Origin of the sequence: Escherichia sp. MOD1-EC5495 (assembly GCF_002965965.1) — a bacterium.
GTDB classification, from domain to species: Bacteria; Pseudomonadota; Gammaproteobacteria; order Enterobacterales; family Enterobacteriaceae; genus Escherichia; species Escherichia ruysiae.
The window spans coordinates 35,383-56,665 of the sequence record NZ_PTRI01000026.1 but is presented as its reverse complement, the minus strand read 5'-3'; the positions used below and the strand labels follow the sequence as shown (position 1 = coordinate 56,665).

At 51.4% G+C, this 21,283-nt stretch carries 21 protein-coding genes; 11 read left to right on the top strand and 10 right to left on the bottom strand.

The genetic code is table 11. From position 1 onward, the window contains the following. Positions 1 to 265: 265 nt before the first annotated feature. Positions 266 to 811: an oligoribonuclease gene (gene orn / locus BEG40_RS18625; RefSeq protein WP_001295188.1), complete on the bottom strand. Its 546-nt coding sequence runs from the start codon at positions 809 to 811 to the stop codon at positions 266 to 268. 94 nt (positions 812 to 905) lie between these two features. On the opposite strand from orn, the gene rsgA reads away from it, so the two are divergent. From rsgA to mscM, 3 genes are all read left to right on the top strand, one after another. Further along, positions 906 to 1,958, top strand: coding sequence for a small ribosomal subunit biogenesis GTPase RsgA (rsgA, locus tag BEG40_RS18620; protein WP_000041984.1), 1,053 nt, complete (start codon positions 906 to 908; stop codon positions 1,956 to 1,958). A gap of 96 nt (positions 1,959 to 2,054) precedes the next feature. Further along, the gene (asd, locus tag BEG40_RS18615) at positions 2,055 to 3,023 is read left to right on the top strand and encodes an archaetidylserine decarboxylase (RefSeq protein WP_105285912.1); all 969 of its coding nucleotides are present in this window, start codon (positions 2,055 to 2,057) and stop codon (positions 3,021 to 3,023) included. A 21-nt stretch (positions 3,024 to 3,044) separates the two neighbouring features. After that, positions 3,045 to 6,368, top strand: coding sequence for a miniconductance mechanosensitive channel MscM (gene mscM, locus BEG40_RS18610; protein WP_001236820.1), 3,324 nt, complete (start codon positions 3,045 to 3,047; stop codon positions 6,366 to 6,368). A gap of 149 nt (positions 6,369 to 6,517) precedes the next feature. On the opposite strand, the gene yjeM is transcribed toward mscM, so the two are convergent. Both yjeM and epmA read right to left on the bottom strand, forming a co-directional pair. Then, positions 6,518 to 8,020 carry a glutamate/gamma-aminobutyrate family transporter YjeM gene (gene yjeM / locus BEG40_RS18605; RefSeq protein WP_010349887.1) on the bottom strand — a complete coding sequence of 501 codons (1,503 nt, stop codon included), beginning with the start codon at positions 8,018 to 8,020 and terminating at the stop codon, positions 6,518 to 6,520. 217 nt (positions 8,021 to 8,237) lie between these two features. Beyond that, positions 8,238 to 9,215, bottom strand: coding sequence for an elongation factor P--(R)-beta-lysine ligase (gene epmA, locus BEG40_RS18600; RefSeq protein ID WP_000004775.1), 978 nt, complete (start codon positions 9,213 to 9,215; stop codon positions 8,238 to 8,240). A gap of 324 nt (positions 9,216 to 9,539) precedes the next feature. Here epmA and frdA point away from each other — a divergent pair, with 324 nt between their 5' ends. The 6 genes from frdA to blc all read left to right on the top strand — a co-directional run bounded on the left by frdA (position 9,540) and on the right by blc (position 14,668). Further along, entirely contained in the window at positions 9,540 to 11,348 is a 1,809-nt protein-coding gene (gene frdA / locus BEG40_RS18595; RefSeq protein WP_001192968.1) for a fumarate reductase (quinol) flavoprotein subunit, read from the top strand. After that, positions 11,341 to 12,075, top strand: coding sequence for a fumarate reductase iron-sulfur protein (frdB, locus tag BEG40_RS18590; RefSeq protein WP_000829498.1), 735 nt, complete (start codon positions 11,341 to 11,343; stop codon positions 12,073 to 12,075). The genes frdA and frdB overlap by 8 nt, the downstream gene beginning before the upstream one ends. A gap of 10 nt (positions 12,076 to 12,085) precedes the next feature. After that, positions 12,086 to 12,481: a fumarate reductase subunit FrdC gene (frdC, locus tag BEG40_RS18585; protein ID WP_000208763.1), complete on the top strand. Its 396-nt coding sequence runs from the start codon at positions 12,086 to 12,088 to the stop codon at positions 12,479 to 12,481. 10 nt (positions 12,482 to 12,491) lie between these two features. Continuing rightward, positions 12,492 to 12,851, top strand: a complete 360-nt coding sequence (gene frdD / locus BEG40_RS18580; protein ID WP_001299198.1) for a fumarate reductase subunit FrdD — start codon at positions 12,492 to 12,494, stop codon at positions 12,849 to 12,851. A gap of 61 nt (positions 12,852 to 12,912) precedes the next feature. Then, positions 12,913 to 14,046, top strand: a complete 1,134-nt coding sequence (locus BEG40_RS18575; protein ID WP_105285911.1) for a BlaEC family class C beta-lactamase — start codon at positions 12,913 to 12,915, stop codon at positions 14,044 to 14,046. 88 nt (positions 14,047 to 14,134) lie between these two features. Next, a complete protein-coding gene (blc, locus tag BEG40_RS18570) occupies positions 14,135 to 14,668 on the top strand; it encodes a lipocalin Blc (RefSeq protein ID WP_105285910.1) in 534 nt (177 codons plus the stop codon). Here the strand turns inward: blc and sugE are convergent. The 4 genes from sugE to efp form a co-directional block, all read right to left on the bottom strand. Continuing rightward, a complete protein-coding gene (gene sugE / locus BEG40_RS18565) occupies positions 14,665 to 14,982 on the bottom strand; it encodes a quaternary ammonium compound efflux SMR transporter SugE (protein WP_000118476.1) in 318 nt (105 codons plus the stop codon). The genes blc and sugE overlap by 4 nt on opposite strands. A gap of 176 nt (positions 14,983 to 15,158) precedes the next feature. Beyond that, complete coding sequence (ecnB, locus tag BEG40_RS18560) at positions 15,159 to 15,305, bottom strand: lipoprotein toxin entericidin B (RefSeq protein ID WP_000239596.1); 147 nt, start codon at positions 15,303 to 15,305, stop codon at positions 15,159 to 15,161. Between the two features lie 111 nt (positions 15,306 to 15,416). Continuing rightward, entirely contained in the window at positions 15,417 to 15,542 is a 126-nt protein-coding gene (gene ecnA / locus BEG40_RS18555) for a lipoprotein antitoxin entericidin A (RefSeq protein ID WP_000977757.1), read from the bottom strand. A gap of 51 nt (positions 15,543 to 15,593) precedes the next feature. Beyond that, positions 15,594 to 16,160 (bottom strand): elongation factor P, encoded by a 567-nt coding sequence (efp, locus tag BEG40_RS18550; protein WP_000257278.1) that lies wholly within the window; start codon positions 16,158 to 16,160, stop codon positions 15,594 to 15,596. A 41-nt stretch (positions 16,161 to 16,201) separates the two neighbouring features. Here efp and epmB point away from each other — a divergent pair, with 41 nt between their 5' ends. Both epmB and BEG40_RS18540 read left to right on the top strand, forming a co-directional pair. Further along, on the top strand, positions 16,202 to 17,230 hold the full coding sequence (epmB, locus tag BEG40_RS18545; protein WP_000940511.1) for an EF-P beta-lysylation protein EpmB: 1,029 nt from the start codon (positions 16,202 to 16,204) through the stop codon (positions 17,228 to 17,230). Positions 17,231 to 17,613: 383 nt separating this feature from the next. After that, on the top strand, positions 17,614 to 18,483 hold the full coding sequence (locus BEG40_RS18540; protein WP_105285909.1) for a YjeJ family protein: 870 nt from the start codon (positions 17,614 to 17,616) through the stop codon (positions 18,481 to 18,483). Positions 18,484 to 18,685: 202 nt separating this feature from the next. Here BEG40_RS18540 and BEG40_RS18535 read toward each other — a convergent pair whose 3' ends face one another. The 3 genes from BEG40_RS18535 to BEG40_RS18525 form a co-directional block, all read right to left on the bottom strand. Continuing rightward, positions 18,686 to 19,039 carry a DUF4156 domain-containing protein gene (locus tag BEG40_RS18535; protein WP_000558209.1) on the bottom strand — a complete coding sequence of 118 codons (354 nt, stop codon included), beginning with the start codon at positions 19,037 to 19,039 and terminating at the stop codon, positions 18,686 to 18,688. 137 nt (positions 19,040 to 19,176) lie between these two features. Then, positions 19,177 to 20,823 carry a chaperonin GroEL gene (gene groL / locus BEG40_RS18530; RefSeq protein WP_000729121.1) on the bottom strand — a complete coding sequence of 549 codons (1,647 nt, stop codon included), beginning with the start codon at positions 20,821 to 20,823 and terminating at the stop codon, positions 19,177 to 19,179. A gap of 43 nt (positions 20,824 to 20,866) precedes the next feature. Next, complete coding sequence (locus tag BEG40_RS18525; protein ID WP_001026276.1) at positions 20,867 to 21,160, bottom strand: co-chaperone GroES; 294 nt, start codon at positions 21,158 to 21,160, stop codon at positions 20,867 to 20,869. Between the last annotated feature and the right edge of the window lie 123 nt (positions 21,161 to 21,283).

The window sequence follows — 21,283 nt, the reverse complement described above, 5'->3', positions numbered from 1 at the left end:
AACTCGCGACCCCGACCTTGGCAAGGTCGTGCTCTACCAACTGAGCTATTCCCGCGTACTACTTAATTTTTGCTTTCGTAATTTCGCATTTCTGCGTCGTTACGGGAGGCGCATTATACGAGAAATCTTTCCCTCTGCAACCCCCCTAAAAATTTTTTTTTGAGTTTTTATCTCAAGTGCTGAAATTATCAGCAAGACGTTCAATTTAGCGCCAAACCCACGCCGCCGCAAGTGGAATCCGGCGGTTACGTGACCAGGAAAAATTTTACAGCTTGATAAAATGCTCGCGGTAGTAAGCCAGCTCCGCCACCGATTCACGGATATCATCCATCGCCTGATGCGTCCCCTGCTTGGTAAAACCATCAAGAATTTCCGGCTTCCAGCGGCGCGCCAGCTCTTTCAGGGTGCTGACATCAAGATAACGGTAGTGGAAGTAGGCTTCCAGCTCCGGCATGTATTTAAACAGGAAGCGACGGTCCTGACCGATGCTGTTACCGCAAATCGGCGATTTTCCCGCAGGCACCCACTGTTTTAAAAATTCGAGCGTTGCCAGTTCAGCTTCCCGATCGCCCATCGTGCTCGCTTTCACGCGCTCCACCAGCCCGCTGGCGGTATGGGTACGGACATTCCAGTCATCCATCAGCGCCAGCTGTTCATCGGACTGATGTACTGCAATGGTCGGCCCTTCTGCCAGAATATTCAGGTTGGCATCGGTCACCAGCGTGGCAATCTCAATAATGCGATCGCGCTCGGGATCCAGACCGGTCATCTCAAGATCGATCCAAATCAGGTTGTTTTCATTGGCACTCATGCTATTTTCCACCCATTCACAGTGACTATATTGATCCACAATTGCGTGTATCATAGATGTTTTGCCCATCAGGGGCGACCAGGAGTCAGTACGATTGAGTAAAAATAAACTCTCCAAAGGCCAACAGCGCCGTGTGAACGCCAATCACCAGCGTCGTCTTAAAACGTCTAAGGAGAAGCCCGACTACGACGACAATCTGTTTGGCGAGCCTGATGAAGGTATCGTCATCAGCCGTTTTGGTATGCACGCTGATGTGGAATCCGCAGACGGCGAAGTTCACCGCTGCAATATTCGCCGTACCATCCGTTCGCTGGTAACCGGCGATCGCGTGGTCTGGCGTCCGGGTAAACCAGCGGCAGAAGGCGTAAATGTCAAAGGGATCGTGGAAGCGGTGCATGAGCGCACCTCGGTGTTGACGCGCCCGGATTTCTACGACGGCGTGAAACCTATTGCCGCCAACATCGACCAGATTGTCATTGTCTCCGCTATTTTGCCGGAGCTGTCGCTCAATATTATCGACCGTTACCTGGTGGCCTGCGAAACCTTACAGATTGAACCGATTATCGTGCTCAACAAGATAGACCTGCTGGACGACGAAGGCATGGCATTCGTCAACGAGCAGATGGATATTTATCGCAACATCGGTTATCGCGTATTGATGGTTTCCAGCCATACTCAGGATGGGCTGAAACCGCTGGAAGAGGCGTTGACCGGGCGCATCAGCATTTTTGCCGGACAGTCTGGCGTCGGCAAATCCAGTCTGCTTAACGCGCTGCTGGGGCTGCAAAAAGAGATCCTGACCAACGATGTCTCGGACAACTCCGGTCTCGGTCAGCACACCACCACTGCTGCCCGGCTGTATCACTTTCCGCACGGCGGCGATGTCATTGATTCCCCTGGCGTACGTGAATTTGGCCTCTGGCATCTGGCACCGGAACAAATCACTCAAGGCTTTGTCGAATTTCATGATTACTTAGGCCTGTGTAAATATCGCGATTGCAAACACGATACCGATCCGGGCTGCGCAATCCGTGAAGCGGTTGATGAGGGGAAAATCGCGGAAACTCGTTTCGAAAACTATCACCGTATTCTGGAAAGCATGGCGCAGGTAAAAACGCGTAAAAACTTTTCTGATACGGATGACTGACAATTAAGCTAACCGTCGTTAGAATCGTCCCCTTTTTTTCAGGATCCGGCATGAACGCCGGATCAGGAACGACAAAACAATGGCCTGGAGGCTACCTTGTTAAATTCATTTAAACTTTCGCTACAGTACATTCTGCCAAAACTATGGCTTACTCGCCTGGCGGGTTGGGGCGCAAGCAAGCGGGCAGGATGGCTGACAAAACTGGTTATCGATCTGTTCGTTAAATACTACAAGGTCGACATGCAAGAGGCACAAAAGCCGGACACCGCCAGTTACCGCACCTTTAACGAATTTTTTGTCCGTCCGTTGCGTGACGAAGTACGCCCAATCGATACCGATCCAAATGTCCTGGTCATGCCTGCCGATGGCGTTATTAGCCAGTTAGGTAAAATCGAAGAAGATAAAATCCTGCAAGCCAAAGGCCACAACTACAGCCTCGAAGCCCTGCTGGCGGGTAACTACCTGATGGCGGATCTCTTCCGCAATGGTACGTTTGTGACCACTTACCTCTCCCCGCGTGACTACCACCGCGTGCATATGCCGTGCAACGGCATTCTGCGGGAGATGATCTACGTGCCGGGCGATCTCTTCTCTGTGAACCATCTCACCGCTCAGAACGTGCCGAATCTGTTTGCCCGTAACGAACGCGTAATCTGCCTGTTCGATACCGAATTTGGCCCGATGGCGCAGATTCTGGTCGGTGCGACGATTGTTGGCAGCATTGAGACGGTCTGGGCGGGCACCATTACGCCACCGCGCGAAGGCATCATCAAACGCTGGACCTGGCCTGCAGGGGAAAACGACGGCTCCGTGGCACTGCTGAAAGGCCAGGAAATGGGTCGCTTTAAACTCGGCTCTACCGTTATCAACCTGTTTGCACCGGGTAAAGTGAATCTGGTTGAGCAACTGGCAAGCCTTTCTGTCACTAAGATTGGTCAGCCACTGGCAGTATCTACCGAACCCTTTGTTACCCCAGAAGCTGAACCTGCCCCGCTTCCTGCTGAAGAGATCCAGGCAGAACACGACGCCAGCCCATTGGTTGACGACAACAAAGACCAGGTCTAATCCATCAAAGGAAACGCTGACGTGCGCCTGATTATCACTTTTCTGATGGCCTGGTGCCTCAGTTGGGGGGCGTACGCCGCGACGGCCCCCGATAGCAAACAAATCACCCAGGAACTGGAGCAGGCAAAAGCGGCGAAACCCGCGCAGCCAGAAGTCGTAGAGGCGCTCCAGTCTGCCTTAAATGCGCTTGAGGAGCAAAAAGGCTCCCTTGAGCGCATCAAGCAATATCAGCAAGTTATCGATAATTACCCCAAACTCTCCGCTACTCTGCGCGCGCAGTTGAACAACATGCGTGATGAGCCGCGCAGCGTGTCGCCGGGGATGTCTACCGACGCGCTGAATCAGGAAATTCTCCAGGTCAGCAGTCAATTGCTGGATAAAAGCCGTCAGGCTCAGCAAGAACAGGAGCGCGCCCGCGAGATTGCGGATTCGCTGAATCAACTGCCGCAACAGCAAACCGACGCCCGCCGCCAGTTGAATGAAATCGAGCGTCGTCTCGGGACACTTACGGGAAATAGTCCACTTAATCAGGCGCAAAATTTCGCGTTGCAGGCCGACTCCGCGCGTTTGAAGTCATTGGTCGATGAGCTCGAACTGGCACAACTTTCTGCCAATAACCGTCAGGAACTGGCGCGTCTGCGTTCGGCACTGGCAGAAAAAGAGAGTCAACAACTGGATGCGTATTTGCAGGCATTGCGTAACCAGTTGAATAGCCAACGCCAGCTTGAGGCTGAACGGGCACTCGAAAGCACTGAATTACTGGCAGAAAGCAGTGCCGATTTGCCGAAAGATATCGTCGCTCAATTCAAAATTAACCGCGAACTGTCGGCGGCGTTGAATCAGCAGGCGCAGCGGATGGATCTCGTCGCTTCACAGCAACGTCAGGCTACCAGCCAGACGTTACAGGTTCGGCAGGCGCTGAATACACTACGCGAACAATCACAATGGCTGGGTTCGTCAAACCTGCTCGGCGAAGCACTGCGGGCGCAGGTGGCACGGCTGCCAGAAATGCCCAAACCGCAGCAACTGGATACTGAAATGGCGCAGTTGCGCGTGCAACGGTTACGTTATGAGGATCTCCTCAATAAACAGCCGCTGCTACGGCAAATCCATCAGGCCGACGGTCAACCACTTACCGCCGAACAAAACCGTATTCTTGAAGCACAATTGCGTACTCAGCGTGAGTTACTGAACTCCTTACTCCAGGGTGGCGACACGCTACTGCTTGAACTGACCAAGCTGAAAGTCTCCAACGGACAACTGGAAGATGCGCTGAAAGAGGTCAATGAAGCGACGCACCGCTATCTGTTCTGGACCTCTGACGTGCGCCCGATGACCATCGCCTGGCCGCTGGAGATCGCTCAGGATCTGCGCCGTCTGATCTCGCTGGACACCTTCAGCCAGTTAGGTAAAGCCACCATGATGATGCTGACCAGCAAAGAGACGATTTTGCCGCTGTTTGGCGCGTTGATTCTGGTCGGTTGCAGTATTTACTCGCGCCGCTATTTCACCCGTTTTCTTGAACGTTCGGCAGCGAAAGTCGGCAAAGTCACCCAGGATCACTTCTGGCTGACGTTGCGCACCCTTTTCTGGTCGATTCTCGTCGCATCACCGCTGCCAGTGCTGTGGATGACGCTGGGTTACGGCTTGCGCGAGGCGTGGCCTTATCCGCTGGCGGTAGCGATTGGCGATGGCGTAACGGCCACCGTGCCGCTGCTGTGGGTAGTGATGATTTGTGCCACCTTTGCCCGCCCGAACGGCTTGTTTATCGCTCATTTTGGCTGGCCGCGCGAACGGGTTTCCCGTGGGATGCGCTACTATCTGATGAGCATCGGGCTTATTGTGCCGCTGATTATGGCGCTGATGATGTTCGATAATCTCGACGACCGCGAGTTTTCCGGTTCGCTGGGACGTCTTTGCTTTATCCTCATTTGCGGTGCACTGGCGGTAGTCACACTCAGCCTGAAAAAAGCCGGTATCCCGCTGTATCTCAACAAAGAGGGCAGCGGTGACAACATTGCTAACCATATGTTGTGGAACATGATGATTGGCGCGCCGCTGGTCGCTATTCTCGCCGCAGCGGTGGGTTATCTGGCAACGGCGCAAGCTCTGCTGGCAAGGCTGGAAACATCGGTCGCCATCTGGTTCCTGTTGCTGGTGGTTTATCATGTTATCCGCCGCTGGATGCTGATCCAGCGACGCAGGCTGGCGTTTGACCGGGCGAAGCATCGCCGGGCAGAGATGTTAGCGCAACGTGCGCGTGGCGAAGAAGAAGCGCATCATCACAGTAGCCCGGAAGGGGCAATTGAAGTCGATGAAAGCGAAGTCGATCTCGATGCTATCAGCGCACAATCCTTACGGCTGGTGCGTTCAATCCTGATGCTGATCGCCCTGCTTTCGGTCATTGTGCTGTGGTCGGAAATCCATTCCGCTTTTGGCTTCCTCGAAAATATTTCGCTATGGGATGTCACATCCACAGTGCAGGGCGTGGAAAGTCTGGAACCGATTACCCTCGGTGCGGTGCTGATTGCCATTCTGGTGTTTATTATCACCACGCAGCTGGTGCGCAACCTGCCCGCGCTGCTGGAGCTGGCGATTTTGCAGCACCTCGATTTAACGCCGGGTACGGGCTACGCCATCACCACCATCACCAAATATCTGCTGATGCTGATTGGCGGGCTGGTCGGCTTCTCGATGATTGGTATTGAGTGGTCGAAATTGCAGTGGCTGGTCGCTGCGCTCGGTGTTGGTCTCGGCTTTGGTTTGCAGGAGATTTTCGCCAACTTTATCTCTGGCCTGATTATCCTGTTCGAAAAACCGATTCGCATTGGCGATACGGTGACGATTCGCGATCTCACCGGTAGCGTGACGAAAATTAACACCCGTGCCACCACCATCAGCGACTGGGACCGTAAAGAGATTATTGTGCCAAACAAGGCGTTTATTACTGAGCAGTTTATCAACTGGTCGCTCTCTGACTCAGTCACACGCGTGGTGTTGACGATTCCGGCTCCTGCCGATGCCAACAGTGAAGAAGTGACGGAGATCCTGCTAACCGCAGCACGCCGCTGTTCGCTGGTAATCGACAATCCGGCGCCGGAAGCCTTCCTGGTGGATCTGCAACAGGGGGTTCAGATTTTCGAATTGCGTATTTACGCCGCTGAAATGGGACACCGGATGCCGCTGCGCCATGAGATCCACCAGTTGATTCTGGCAGGCTTCCACGCCCACGGTATTGATATGCCATTCCCGCCCTTCCAGATGCGTCTGGAAAGCCTGAACGGTAAACAAACGGGAAGAACATTAACTTCTGCGGGTAGACGTCGCCAGGCGGGAAGTTTGTAATGTGTGAAGCTGCCAAATGACGCCAACGTGACTAATTTAGCAGCTTAGCATCATCTTCAGTTATCTCCGGCTCCGGAGAGTATCATCCATAACGCATTTCTTCCTGACAACTCATCGCCGGACTGGCGATGAGTTGTTATTGCAGACAATCAATCTAAAGTTAACTCAGGCTGACTCGCCATGCGGCTGCAATAGTTCTGGTAAATCGCCATCGCTAACAGAGAGAAGAAGACAGGGCCGCCAATCATCCACAATGTGCTGTCCCAGTCTCCGGCCTCAACCACTGGCTGGATGATGGTGAAGACGTTCGCAAAAGTCACCACCAGTACGACAACCACCGTCGCGATCATTGCCGACATATGCGTTTTGAAAATCACAAACGGTCTGTCGAGATCCTGACGCGCTTTAAAGAACGGGAAAGCCAGCGCGAGGAACAGATACGGAATGGTCATGGAAACGTTCGCCATCAGCGTCAGCTTGTTAAAGAATGCCGATGCGGTGCCGCCGCCAAAGGAAACCAGCAGGATGAAGACAGTAACCAACCCACACTGCATCCACATGGCAATGGACGGCATCCCCATGGCGTTCAGGCGCGTCATCGGCTCCGGCCACAAGGCTTTCGGCGTTCCCTGGATGATTGCTTTCAGTGGTGAATAGCAGAGCGTAAAGAACGCACCGGTGTAAGCGAGGAACATGGAAAGTCCGGTAATACGCGCAAACCATACGCCCAGCGACAATGACGCTTCAGGTGATAAATGCAGCGCGTTACCCAGCGACATCCCCAGGCTCTTCATCAGCACATAGGTAATATTGCCGAGGTTAACAGAACCATTACTTAATACCTGCTGCCAGTTAGTGCTGACGCCCCATAAGAATATTGCCAACGAATAACCGATTGAAATAACAATAGCGGCAAAAACAATACCTTTAGCAAAGTTCTTTTCTGGGTTTTCCGTTTTATCTACCAGTCCACCTACAGCCTCAATTCCGCCATAAGCAAAAATGGCAAATACGACAAAAGATAACATCGCCAGTCCGGACTGATATCCCGGATTCGGTGATGCCAGGAAATTAATATCCTGCGCGAAATGCCCACCATTTAATAACAAAATAGTAATGCTTACTAACAGCAATACTAAATTAAGACACATTACTGCAATACCGCCCACCGCAGTAATACGGGCAATTTTATTAATCCCTTTCGAGGCAACGACGGTAACCAGAATCATCCATGCTACAGCCAGCAGCCCAACCACCTGCGTAGGCTCAAGCCCAGCAATGCGCCAGTGCTGGGTCATATCGCTACCATAGAGGAAAGTAGAAAACGGCACCCAGACTTTAGCGGAGGTACTCACCATCCAAATGATATAAGAGGAAAACCACATAAATGTGCCGATGAAAGCAAAACGTGGTCCAACGCTATTATTCATCCAGGAATAGATACCGCCTTCTTCTTTGCGATAGGCAGCCCCCATTTCAGCCATCATTAAGGCGAATGGAATAAAGAATAATAATGCAGAAAATATATACCACGGAATCGCACTATATCCCATTAAATAATAAGCCGAAGGGCTATTCGCAAAACCGAATACTGAAGTAAAGATCATCAGTATGAGTCCAATTAGACTCATCTTTTTTATCGTGTGAGGCATGAAATCATCCTTCATTTCAGCGCGCATATTAAACGCGCCAACTAACTGCACTACCCACCGATTGGTGGGCAACAATAAAACTAAAACAGAATTGATACCCGGATGATAGCAAACATCCAGTCTTAAATTGTGCGCTTTAGCGGAAAAATGAAAACATATGCTACAGAATGGCGCTGACTACGCCATTCTATGTTGATTTATGGCTAATTTTTCAGAATTATGCCCGGTCGACACTAAAGGCGATCACTTCTGCCAGTGTCTCCGCGCCCAGTGCTAACATCACCAGGCGGTCAACACCTAACGCCACGCCGGAACAGTCGGGCATACCAACTTCAAGAGCTTCGATCAGGTTATGGTCGATAGGATGCTGCGGTAAACCACGTGCCGCACGTTTACGGTTATCCTGTTCAAAGCGTTGTTGCTGTTCACGGGCATCCGTCAATTCATGGAAACCATTCGCCAGCTCAATACCTTTGTAGTAGACCTCGAAGCGTTCTGCGACTCGATGATCCTCGGTACTGATTTGTGCCAGTGATGCCTGAGTGGCTGGAAAATGGTACACAAAAGTTGGTTTCTCTTTACCAATGTTCGGTTCCACACCAAAGGTAAACAACAGTTGCAGCAGCGTGTCGCGGTCTTCTTCGGTATCTGCAACGTTGCTGAGATCCAGCTTTGCCGCCACTTCCCGCAACTGCGTTTTATCAGCAGAGAGCGGATCAATTTCCAGATAACGCAAGAAGGCTTGCTGATAAGAAAGGCTTTCTGCTGCCGGGCAGTCCAGCACCTGTTGCAGAAGATCGTCCACCTCGTTCATCAACCGGTACATATCATAGTGCGGTCGATACCACTCCAGCATCGTGAACTCAGGGTTGTGATAACGACCCATCTCTTCATTACGAAAGCTGCGGCACAGCTGGAATACCGGACCACAACCGGCAACCAACAGGCGTTTCATATGGTATTCCGGGCTGGTCATTAACCAGAGATTCATCCCCTGCGAATGCCCGGGGCCAACGAAACGTGTCTCAAACGGGACCAGATGAATATCGGTTACCGTCGCCTGGCTCATACAAGGCGTCTCCACCTCCAGCACTCCACGATCGGCAAAGAAACGACGGATCTCCGCCATAATCGCCGCGCGCTTTAATAAGTTAGGAATGGATGCGCTCGGCTGCCAGGATGCCGTTTCGCTCATAGTAAAATCTCCAGTTTTTAACAAGGGCACGAAGTCTACTCGCAACGCGACGGCGAGACAAATTTTACGCAGGAATCAATCAACGGTGGGCAGTGACTAAAAAAACCACAACATGATGCTTTAGTAATTAAATTAATCATCTTCAGTGATAATTTAGCCCCCTGGCACGCTAAAAAAATCGATCTCGTCAAATTTCAGACTTATCCATCAGACTATACTGTTGTACCTATAAAGGAGCAGTGGAATAGCGTTCGCAGACCGTAACTTTCAGATACTTACCCTGAAGTACGGTGCTGCGGGATAAAAACAATCTGGAGGAATGTCGTGCAAACCTTTCAAGCCGATCTTGCCATTGTAGGTGCCGGTGGCGCGGGATTACGTGCTGCAATTGCTGCCGCGCAGGCAAATCCAAATGCAAAAATCGCACTAATCTCAAAAGTATACCCGATGCGCAGCCATACCGTTGCCGCTGAAGGGGGCTCAGCCGCTGTCGCGCAGGATCATGACAGCTTCGAATATCACTTTCACGATACAGTAGCGGGTGGCGACTGGTTATGTGAGCAGGATGTTGTGGATTATTTCGTCCACCACTGCCCAACCGAAATGACCCAACTGGAACTGTGGGGATGCCCATGGAGCCGTCGCCCGGATGGTAGCGTCAACGTCCGTCGCTTCGGCGGCATGAAAATCGAGCGTACCTGGTTCGCCGCCGATAAGACCGGCTTCCATATGCTGCACACGCTGTTCCAGACTTCTCTGCAATTCCCGCAGATCCAGCGTTTTGACGAACACTTCGTGCTGGATATTCTGGTCGATGATGGTCATGTTCGCGGCCTTGTAGCCATGAACATGATGGAAGGTACGTTGGTGCAGATCCGCGCTAATGCAGTAGTTATGGCAACCGGCGGTGCGGGTCGCGTATATCGCTACAACACCAATGGTGGCATCGTAACTGGTGACGGTATGGGTATGGCACTGAGCCATGGCGTTCCGCTGCGTGATATGGAATTTGTTCAGTATCACCCTACCGGCCTGCCGGGTTCCGGTATCCTGATGACCGAAGGTTGCCGTGGTGAAGGCGGTATTCTGGTCAACAAAAACGGCTACCGTTATCTGCAAGACTACGGTATGGGCCCGGAAACGCCGCTGGGCGAGCCGAAAAACAAATACATGGAACTGGGTCCGCGTGACAAAGTTTCTCAGGCCTTCTGGCACGAATGGCGTAAAGGTAACACCATCTCCACGCCACGCGGCGATGTGGTTTATCTCGACCTGCGTCATCTGGGCGAGAAAAAACTGCACGAACGTCTGCCGTTCATCTGTGAACTGGCGAAAGCGTACGTTGGCGTCGATCCGGTTAAAGAACCGATTCCGGTACGTCCGACCGCGCACTACACCATGGGCGGTATCGAAACCGATCAAAACTGCGAAACCCGTATTAAAGGTCTGTTTGCCGTTGGCGAATGTTCCTCTGTTGGTCTGCACGGTGCAAACCGTCTGGGTTCCAACTCGCTGGCGGAACTGGTGGTCTTCGGTCGTCTGGCGGGTGAGCAAGCAATGGAACGCGCATCTACTGCTGGTAATGGCAACGATGCGGCAATCAATGCCCAGGTTGCTGGCGTTGAGCAGCGCCTGAAAGATCTGGTTAACCAGGATGGCGGCGAAAACTGGGCGAAGATCCGCGACGAAATGGGCCAGTCCATGGAAGAAGGTTGCGGTATCTACCGTACACCGGAACTGATGCAGAAAACCATCGACAAACTGGCGGAACTGCAAGAACGCTTCAAGCGCGTGCGTATCACCGACACTTCCAGCGTGTTCAACACCGACCTGCTCTACACCATTGAGCTGGGTCATGGGCTGAACGTTGCTGAATGTATGGCACACTCCGCGATGGCACGTAAAGAATCTCGCGGCGCGCACCAGCGTCTGGACGAAGGTTGCACCGAGCGTGACGACATCAACTTCCTCAAACACACCCTCGCCTTCCGCGATGCTGATGGCACTACTCGCCTGGAGTACAGCGACGTGAAGATTACTACGCTGCCGCCAGCTAAACGCGTTTACGGTGGCGAAGCGGATGCAGCCGATAAGGCGGAAGCAGCCAATAAGAAGGAGAAGGCGAATGGCTGAGATGAAGAACCTGAAAATCGAGGTGGTGCGCTATAACCCGGAAGTCGATACCGCACCGCATAGCGCATTCTATGAAGTGCCTTATGACGCAACCACCTCATTACTGGATGCGCTGGGCTATATCAAAGACAACCTGGCACCAGACCTGAGCTACCGCTGGTCCTGCCGTATGGCGATTTGTGGTTCCTGCGGCATGATGGTTAACAACGTACCGAAACTGGCATGTAAAACCTTCCTGCGCGACTACACCGACGGTATGAAGGTTGAAGCGTTAGCTAACTTCCCGATCGAACGCGATCTGGTCGTCGATATGACCCACTTCATCGAAAGTCTGGAAGCGATCAAACCGTACATCATCGGCAACTCCCGCACTGCGGATCAGGGTACTAACATTCAGACCCCGGCGCAGATGGCGAAGTATCACCAGTTCTCCGGTTGCATCAACTGTGGTCTGTGCTACGCCGCGTGCCCGCAGTTTGGCCTGAACCCAGAGTTCATCGGTCCGGCTGCCATTACGCTGGCGCATCGTTATAACGAAGATAGCCGCGACCACGGTAAGAAGGAGCGTATGGCGCAGTTAAACAGTCAGAACGGCGTATGGAGCTGTACTTTCGTGGGCTACTGCTCCGAAGTCTGCCCGAAACACGTCGATCCGGCTGCGGCCATTCAGCAGGGCAAAGTAGAAAGTTCGAAAGACTTTCTTATCGCGACCCTGAAACCACGCTAAGGAGTGCAACATGACGACTAAACGTAAACCGTATGTACGGCCAATGACGTCCACCTGGTGGAAAAAATTGCCGTTTTATCGCTTTTACATGCTGCGCGAAGGCACGGCGGTTCCGGCTGTGTGGTTCAGCATTGAACTGATTTTCGGGCTGTTTGCCCTGAAAAATGGCCCGGAATCCTGGGCGGGATTCGTCGACTTTTTACAAAACCCGGTTATTGTGATCATTAACCTGATCACTCTGGCGGCAGCTCTGCTGCACACCAAAACCTGGTTTGAACTGGCACCGAAAGCGGCCAATATCATTGTAAAAGACGAAAAAATGGGACCAGAGCCAATTATCAAAAGTCTCTGGGCGGTAACTGTGGTTGCCACCATCGTAATCCTGTTTGTTGCCCTGTACTGGTAAGGAGCCTGAGATGATTAATCCAAATCCAAAGCGTTCTGACGAACCGGTATTCTGGGGCCTCTTCGGGGCCGGTGGTATGTGGAGCGCAATCATTGCGCCGGTGATGATCCTGCTGGTTGGTATTCTGCTGCCACTGGGGCTGTTTCCGGGTGATGCACTGAGCTATGAGCGCGTTCTGGCGTTCGCACAGAGCTTCATTGGTCGCGTATTCCTGTTCCTGATGATCGTCCTGCCGCTGTGGTGTGGTTTACACCGTATGCACCACGCGATGCACGATCTGAAAATCCACGTGCCTGCGGGCAAATGGGTTTTCTACGGCCTGGCTGCTATCCTGACAGTTGTCACGCTGATTGGTATCGTTACAATCTAACGTATCGCCAATGTAAATCCGGCCCGCCTATGGTGGGCCGTTTTGTATGGAAACCAGACCTATGTTCAAAACGACGCTCTGCGCCTTATTAATTACCGCCTCTTGCTCCACATTTGCTGCCCCTCAACAAATCAACGATATTGTGCATCGCGCAATTAATCCGCTTATAGAGCAACAAAAAATCCCTGGTATGGCGGTTGCGGTGATTTATCAGGGCAAGCCCTATTACTTTACCTGGGGCTATGCGGACGTAGCAAAAAAGCAGCCCGTCACACAGCAAACGTTGTTTGAGTTAGGTTCTGTCAGCAAAACATTTACGGGTGTGCTCGGTGGCGACGCTATTGCACGAGGGGAAATCAACCTAAGCGATCCCGCGACAAAATACTGGCCTGAACTTACTGCTAAACAGTGGAACGGGATCACGCTATTACATCTTGCAACCTACACCGCTGGCGGCCTGCCGTTACAGGTGCCCGATGAAGTGAAGTCCTCAGGCGACTTGCTACGTTTCTATCAAAACTGGCTGCCCACCTGGGCACCAGGAACACAGCGTCTGTATGCCAACTCCAGTATCGGTTTGTTCGGCGCGCTGGCTGTGAAGCCATCTGGTTTGAGCTTTGAACAGGCGATGCAAGCTCGTGTCTTCCAGCCACTCAAACTCACCCATACGTGGATTAATGTGCCGCCCGCAGAAGAAAAGAATTACGCCTGGGGATATCGTGAAGGTAAGGCAGTGCATGTTTCGCCAGGGGCGTTAGATGCTGAAGCGTATGGTGTGAAATCAACCATTGAAGATATGGCTCGCTGGGCGCAGAGCAATATGAATCCCCGTGATATCAACGACAAAACACTTCAGCAAGGTATCCAGTTGGCGCAGTCGCGCTACTGGCAAACTGGCGACATGTATCAAGGTCTGGGCTGGGAAATGCTGGACTGGCCGGTGGATCCAGACAGCATCATTAATGGCAGCGACAGTAAAATTGCGCTGGCAGCACGACCAGTAAAAGCGATTACGCCCCCTGCCCCTGCGGTACGTGCATCATGGGTACATAAAACAGGCGCGACCGGCGGGTTTGGTAGCTACATCGCATTTATTCCAGAGAAAGAGCTGGGGATTGTGATGCTGGCTAACAAAAACTATCCGAATCCAGCGAGAGTCGCTGCCGCCTGGCAAATTCTCAACGCTTTGCAATAACAACGCAGATGGTCCGAATTTTCGGACCTTTTATCCGCTTTTCCTTGCTGTCATCTACACTTAGAAAAAAACCAGTAAGGAAACATCTATGCGCCTGCTCCCTCTCGTTGCCGCAGCGACAGCGGCATTTCTGGTCGTTGCCTGTAGTTCACCTACACCGCCGCGTGGCGTTACTGTGGTAAATAATTTTGATACCAAACGCTATCTGGGTACGTGGTATGAGATTGCCCGTTTTGATCACCGTTTTGAACGTGGACTGGAGAAAGTGACCGCGACGTATAGCCTGCGGGATGACGGCGGCCTGAATGTCATTAATAAAGGCTATAACCCTGACAGAGAAATGTGGCAGCAGAGTGAAGGGAAAGCGTACTTTACCGGCACACCAACTCGCGCCGCGCTGAAAGTGTCGTTCTTTGGCCCTTTCTATGGCGGCTATAACGTCATTGCGCTAGATCGGGAGTACCGCCATGCGCTGGTTTGCGGCCCGGATCGCGATTACCTGTGGATACTCTCCCGCACCCCAACCATTTCTGACGAAGTTAAACAGGAGATGCTGGCAGTCGCGACCCGGGAAGGGTTTGATGTCAGTAAGTTTATTTGGGTACAGCAACCCGGCAGTTAATGGGTGCTAAGTTTCAGACCAATAATCCCCAGTACGATTAACGCCAGACTCGCCAGGCGCATCGGGTTAGCGGACTCACCGAGCAGTACAATGCCGGTAATCGCCGCACCGACTGCGCCAATTCCCGTCCAGACCGCATAAGCCGTCCCTACAGGTAACGATTTCATCGCCCAGGCAAGTAGCGCCATACTGATGATCATCGCCGTCACGGTAATAACACTTGGCGTCAGGCGACTAAAACCGTGGGTATATTTCAGGCCAACGGCCCATACCACTTCCAGCAGACCAGCAATAACTAAGATAATCCAGGACATATCAGACTCCGGAGAATTGGGGCCGTCCCCGGTGAAAAGACGCGTTTGCAGGTCGTCCTGCAAAGCTGATGGTGAAGGAGGTATTTTGCCGATTTAAGAGGAAATTTCAACGGTTACGGCAGTGATTACCGCCGAGAAAAACAAACGGCACGACAAATCTGCCGTACCGTTATTGCTTATTGCTGCGCTTTCGTCGCTGCGCCAGAAATCGCGTTACCGCCATCAGAGATGTCTTCACCAACGCCACGCGTGGTGTTGCAGGCGGTTAATACTGTTGAAAGCACCAGAACAGAAAAGATCGCTGCAATTGTCTTCTTAACCATAACGTCTTCCTTTTAGGTAATGTTATTTGTGTTTGCCTATAGCAAATTAATAATAGACAACATCACCAAAAATGACGGAAATCTGATGATTTTTAGGAAGTGAAGAATAAATTAGCTGGCAGCGCGGGAGATGGAATTACCAAGATGTTTGATGTCTTCGCCGAAACCCCGAGCGGTGTTACAGCCCGTAAGCAGCGTGCTGGCAAGCAAAACAAGAACGATAAGGCGTTTCATCATCTCTGACCTGAATAAGTGATGGTGCAGCCAGCAGGCCGCACCACAACCGCATTACTTCACGCGAGAGACGTATTCACCAGAGCGGGTATCCACTTTGATGACTTCGCCGATCTGTACGAACAGCGGAACTTTAACCACAGCACCAGTAGACAGGGTAGCCGGTTTGCCGCCAGTACCTGCGGTATCGCCTTTCAGACCCGGATCGGTATCAACGATTTCCAGTTCAACGAAGTTCGGCGGAGTAACGGAGATCGGCTGACCATTCCACAGAGTTACAATACACTCTGCCTGATCCAGCAGCCATTTAGCGTTGTCGCCAATTGCTTTCGCATCAGCAGACAGCTGCTCGAAGGTTTCGTTGTTCATGAAGTGCCAGAACTCACCGTCGTTGTACAGGTAAGTCAGGTTCATATCGACAACATCAGCGCCTTCAGCGGAATCAGTAGATTTGAAAGTTTTTTCTACGCGAGTACCAGTCAGCAGACGACGCAGTTTAACGCGAGCAAATGCCTGGCCTTTACCCGGTTTTACGAATTCACTCGCTTCAACCGCGTAAGGTTCGCCGTCTAACATGATTTTAAGACCAGCACGAAAATCGTTGCTATAGTACGTTGCCATAAGGCCCTCTGAAATTTGTTAATTGGTAGCTAAGCCACAAAATGGCGCATATTGTAACCCTAAATACCCCATCCAGAGAAGATTGGTTAACGCAACTTGCCGATGTTGTGACCGATCCTGATGAACTTCTGCGTCTTTTGAATATAGACGCGGACGAAAAACTGTTGGCCGGACGCAGCGCCAAAAAGCTGTTTGCCCTGCGCGTGCCCCGCTCATTTATCGATCGCATGGAGAAAGGCAATCCTGACGATCCACTTTTGCGTCAGGTACTTACCTCGCAAGATGAGTTTGTCGTCGCGCCCGGATTCTCCACCGACCCGCTGGAAGAACAGCACAGCGTAGTGCCTGGTTTGTTGCATAAATACCACAACCGGGCGCTACTGTTGGTTAAAGGCGGCTGCGCGGTAAATTGTCGCTACTGTTTCCGTCGCCACTTCCCGTATGCCGAAAATCAGGGCAACAAACGTAACTGGCAGGCGGCACTTGAGTATGTTGCGGCGCATCCGGAACTGGACGAGATTATTTTCTCCGGCGGCGATCCGTTGATGGCGAAAGATCACGAGCTGGACTGGCTGCTGACGCAACTGGAAGCAATCCCGCATATCAAACGTCTGCGCATCCACAGCCGTCTGCCGATTGTGATCCCGGCGCGCATCACAGAGGCGCTGGTTGAACGCTTTGCCCGTTCTACGCTGCAAATCTTGCTGGTGAACCACATCAACCATGCCAATGAGGTAGATGAAACATTCCGTCAGGCAATGGCTAAGTTGCGCCGCGTGGGCGTGACTTTGCTGAACCAGAGCGTTCTGTTACGTGGCGTGAATGATAACGCACAAACGCTGGCAAACCTGAGTAATGCGTTGTTCGATGCCGGCGTGATGCCGTATTACCTGCATGTGCTCGATAAAGTACAGGGCGCGGCGCATTTTATGGTGAGTGATGACGAAGCACGGCAGATTATGCGTGAGTTGCTGACACTGGTGTCCGGATATCTGGTGCCGAAACTGGCGCGCGAGATTGGCGGTGAACCCAGCAAAACGCCTCTGGATCTCCAGCTACGCCAGCAGTAACTGATTAACAGGGAAGTTAAACAGAAAATTGCCTGATGCGCTTCGCTTGTCAGGCCTACATCGTGCATTGAAACTCAATGAGCTGTAGGCAGGATAAGGCATTTATGCCGCATCCGCCAAGAGCAACGAATACGAGAACAGAGACAGGTCATTAAACAGGGAAGTTTAATCTTTGCCCGTTGCATAACCTTTAATTATTCATTTACGTTGCTATTTTTACTCTTTATATAGCCAACACCAATAATTAACTTTTCTTTTCTGTTTATATATAGAGTGAGCACTGCTATTTATGTTATTTTAACAACTATTACTAGCAAGCCCATTTACCTGGCTTATTAATTAAAATTAATTATTTGATTGAGAAATGGTTAGGGAGAACCTACATGGCCATAAGCATCAAGGGTGTTAATACCGGTGTTATTCGCAAGAGTAATAATTTCATTGCACTGGCGCTGAAAATTAAAGAGCCTCGCAATAAAGAATCGTTATTCTTTATGTCTGTTATGGAACTACGCGACCTACTGATTGCGCTAGAAAGTCGTCTGCATCAAAAGCATAAACTGGATGCTGATACACGTATTCAGTATGAGCAGGCTCGCGATAAAGTCATGAAGAAAATGGCAGAGAATATCCCAGAAATTCTGGTTAATGAGCTTAAAAATGCCGATATTAATCGCCGGGTTAACACGCTGGAACTTACCGAAAATCAGGGCGAAAATCTTACCTTTGTATTAACGCTACATGACGGTAGCAAATGTGAGTTAGTCGTTAATGAGTTGCAGATTGAAATGCTGGCGCGAGCAATCATTCATGCAATTAATAATGCTGAAATGCGTGAACTGGCATTGCGTATTACATCGCTATTAGATTTCCTGCCGTTATATGACGTCGACTGCCAGGACAATGGCAATCTGGAATATGACACCTATTCTCAGCCGGAATGGAAACATAATCTGTTTAGCCATTATCTGGCGGTGCTTTATCGCTTTAAAGATGAAAGTGGCAAAGAACAATTTAGCGGCGCGGTGGTGAAAACGCGTGAAGCGACAGCGGGTAAAGAAATTGAGGCTATCACACGCCGGATGCTTGATTTCAGTCCACGGCTGAAAAAACTCGCGGGTGTGCCATCTCAGGTTTACGTTCGTACAGTAGCAGCAAATAACGCCCAACCGCTGACTCAGGATCAATGCTTACGCGCAATACATCACTTACGAGTTCAGTCCATCAGCAAGGCCGCGCCACAGGCGAAATAATCTCATCTTTTTGAATGCGAGGCTGGAGCCATCCAGCCTGGAATTACTGATAACGTGATCGTTGATCATGCCGGATGCGGCGAAAACGCCTTATCCGGCCTACAAATTCTCGAATATTCAATCAGTTGCAATGCTCGATGTAGACCTGATAAGCGAAGCGCATCAGGCAATTACACGTTTGTCAGCCAGCCTCTGAATCACATCAGTTCGGGCACTTATAAACCTGGCCGATAATCTGGCTATCAGTCGGAACAAAACTGGACAACATCCCCTGCGACGGGCTGCTGATACCATAAATCACATTACCGCCCATTGCTGCCGCCTGGTTGCGCAGATCGTTTGCTGCACCGCGCATAGAACCGCCTTCTTCACCGTGTTGCCCGGAAAGCCAGTTACTTTGCTTACCTGTCGCAGTACCAATCAGTTGGCACTCGGCACCTGGCTGCTCGTCAACAATGCGTACACTCTGACCGGCAGCACTCAATTCGTTGCTGGAGCTACAACCCGCCATCAGTAACGCGGCACCGACAATCCCTGCTAAGTATTTTACGTGCATGTTATTCCCCATAATCAATGAGCTGGACGCAACTCGCGTCGTCCGTGTCTGAATCTTATACTAGAAAGATGACCAAAAGAAAAACCCCCAGACATTTCTGCCCGGGGGTTTCTTTATTTCTGCGAGGTGCAGGGCAATTACATCATGCCGCCCATGCCACCCATGCCGCCCATACCGCCAGCAGCGCCTAAGTCAGCTGCATCGTTTTTCGGCAGGTCGGTAACCATGCACTCGGTGGTGATCATCAGACCAGCCACAGAAGCTGCGTACTGCAGAGCAGAACGAGTTACTTTGGTTGGATCCAGGATACCCATGTCGATCATGTTGCCGTATTCTTCGGTTGCTGCGTTGTAACCGTAGTTGCCGTCGCCGCCTTTAACGGTGTTAGCAACAACAGACGGTTCTTCACCGCAGTTCAGGACGATCTGACGCAGCGGAGCTTCCATTGCACGCAGTGCAACTTTGATACCCACGTTCTGGTCTTCGTTCTGACCACGCAGGTCAGCCAGTTTAGACGCTACGCGGATCAGCGCAACACCACCACCAGCAACCACGCCTTCTTCTACCGCAGCACGGGTCGCGTGCAGGGCGTCTTCAACGCGTGCTTTTTTCTCTTTCATTTCAACTTCGGTAGCAGCACCTACTTTGATAACTGCAACGCCGCCTGCCAGTTTCGCTACGCGCTCCTGCAGTTTTTCACGGTCGTAGTCAGAAGTTGCTTCTTCAATCTGCTGACGGATCTGAGCAACACGGCCCTGGATTGCAGCTTCTTCACCCACGCCATCGATGATGGTGGTGGTATCTTTGTTGATCACAACACGTTTAGCCTGACCCAGGTCTTCCAGAGTCGCTTTTTCCAGCTCCATACCGATCTCTTCAGAGATTACAGTACCGCCAGTCAGGGTTGCGATATCCTGCAGCATTGCTTTACGACGATCGCCGAAGCCCGGTGCTTTAACCGCAGCGACTTTCACAATGCCGCGCATGGTGTTAACAACCAGAGTTGCCAGTGCTTCGCCTTCAACATCTTCAGCGATGATCAGCAGCGGTTTGCCTGCTTTTGCAACAGCTTCCAGAACTGGCAGCATTTCGCGGATGTTGGAGATTTTCTTGTCAGCCAGCAGGATGAACGGGCTTTCCAGTTCTACTGCGCCAGTTTCCGGCTTGTTGATGAAGTAAGGAGACAGGTAGCCACGGTCGAACTGCATACCTTCAACCACGTCCAGTTCGTCCTGCAGACCAGTACCGTCTTCAACGGTGATAACGCCTTCTTTACCGACTTTGTCCATCGCTTCAGCGATCAGTTTACCTACGGTTTCGTCGGAGTTAGCGGAGATAGTACCAACCTGAGCAATAGCTTTAGAGTCAGAGCACGGTACGGACAGCGTTTTCAGTTCTTCAACTGCAGCGGTAACGGCTTTGTCGATACCACGTTTCAGATCCATCGGGTTCATGCCCGCAGCAACAGCTTTCAGACCTTCAGTGATGATAGCCTGAGCCAGTACGGTTGCAGTGGTAGTACCGTCGCCTGCAGCGTCGTTCGCTTTAGAGGCAACTTCTTTCACCATCTGCGCACCCATGTTTTCGAACTTGTCTTCCAGTTCGATTTCACGAGCAACGGAAACACCATCTTTGGTGATGGTCGGTGCACCGAAAGATTTATCCAGAACTACGTTACGGCCTTTCGGACCGAGGGTAACTTTCACTGCATCTGCCAGTACGTTTACGCCGCGCAGCATTTTCACACGAGCGTCGTTACCGAATTTTACGTCTTTAGCTGCCATTATCTTTATTCCTTAAATTCGTATGTTCAGTGTCGTGCGCGGATTACGCTTCAACAATTGCCAGAATGTCGCTTTCGGACATGATCAACACTTCTTCATTGTCGATCTTCTCAGATTTCACACCGTAGCCATCGTTGAAAATAACGATGTCGCCAACTTTCACGTCCAGCGGCTTCACTTCGCCATTTTCAAGGATACGGCCATTGCCGACAGCCAGCACTTCGCCACGGGTAGATTTAGCCGCTGCAGAGCCGGTCAGAACGATGCCGCCAGCAGATTTAGTTTCAACTTCTTTACGCTTGACGATCACGCGATCATGCAATGGACGAATATTCATTGATAACTCTCCTTTGAGAAAGTCCGTATCTGTTATGGGTGACGCCGGAGCTTACGTGGTTTCCCGGCTGGTGACCAGAGAAATGGGGATGAGGCATCTCCCCTTCAAGGGGGAAAATGAAAA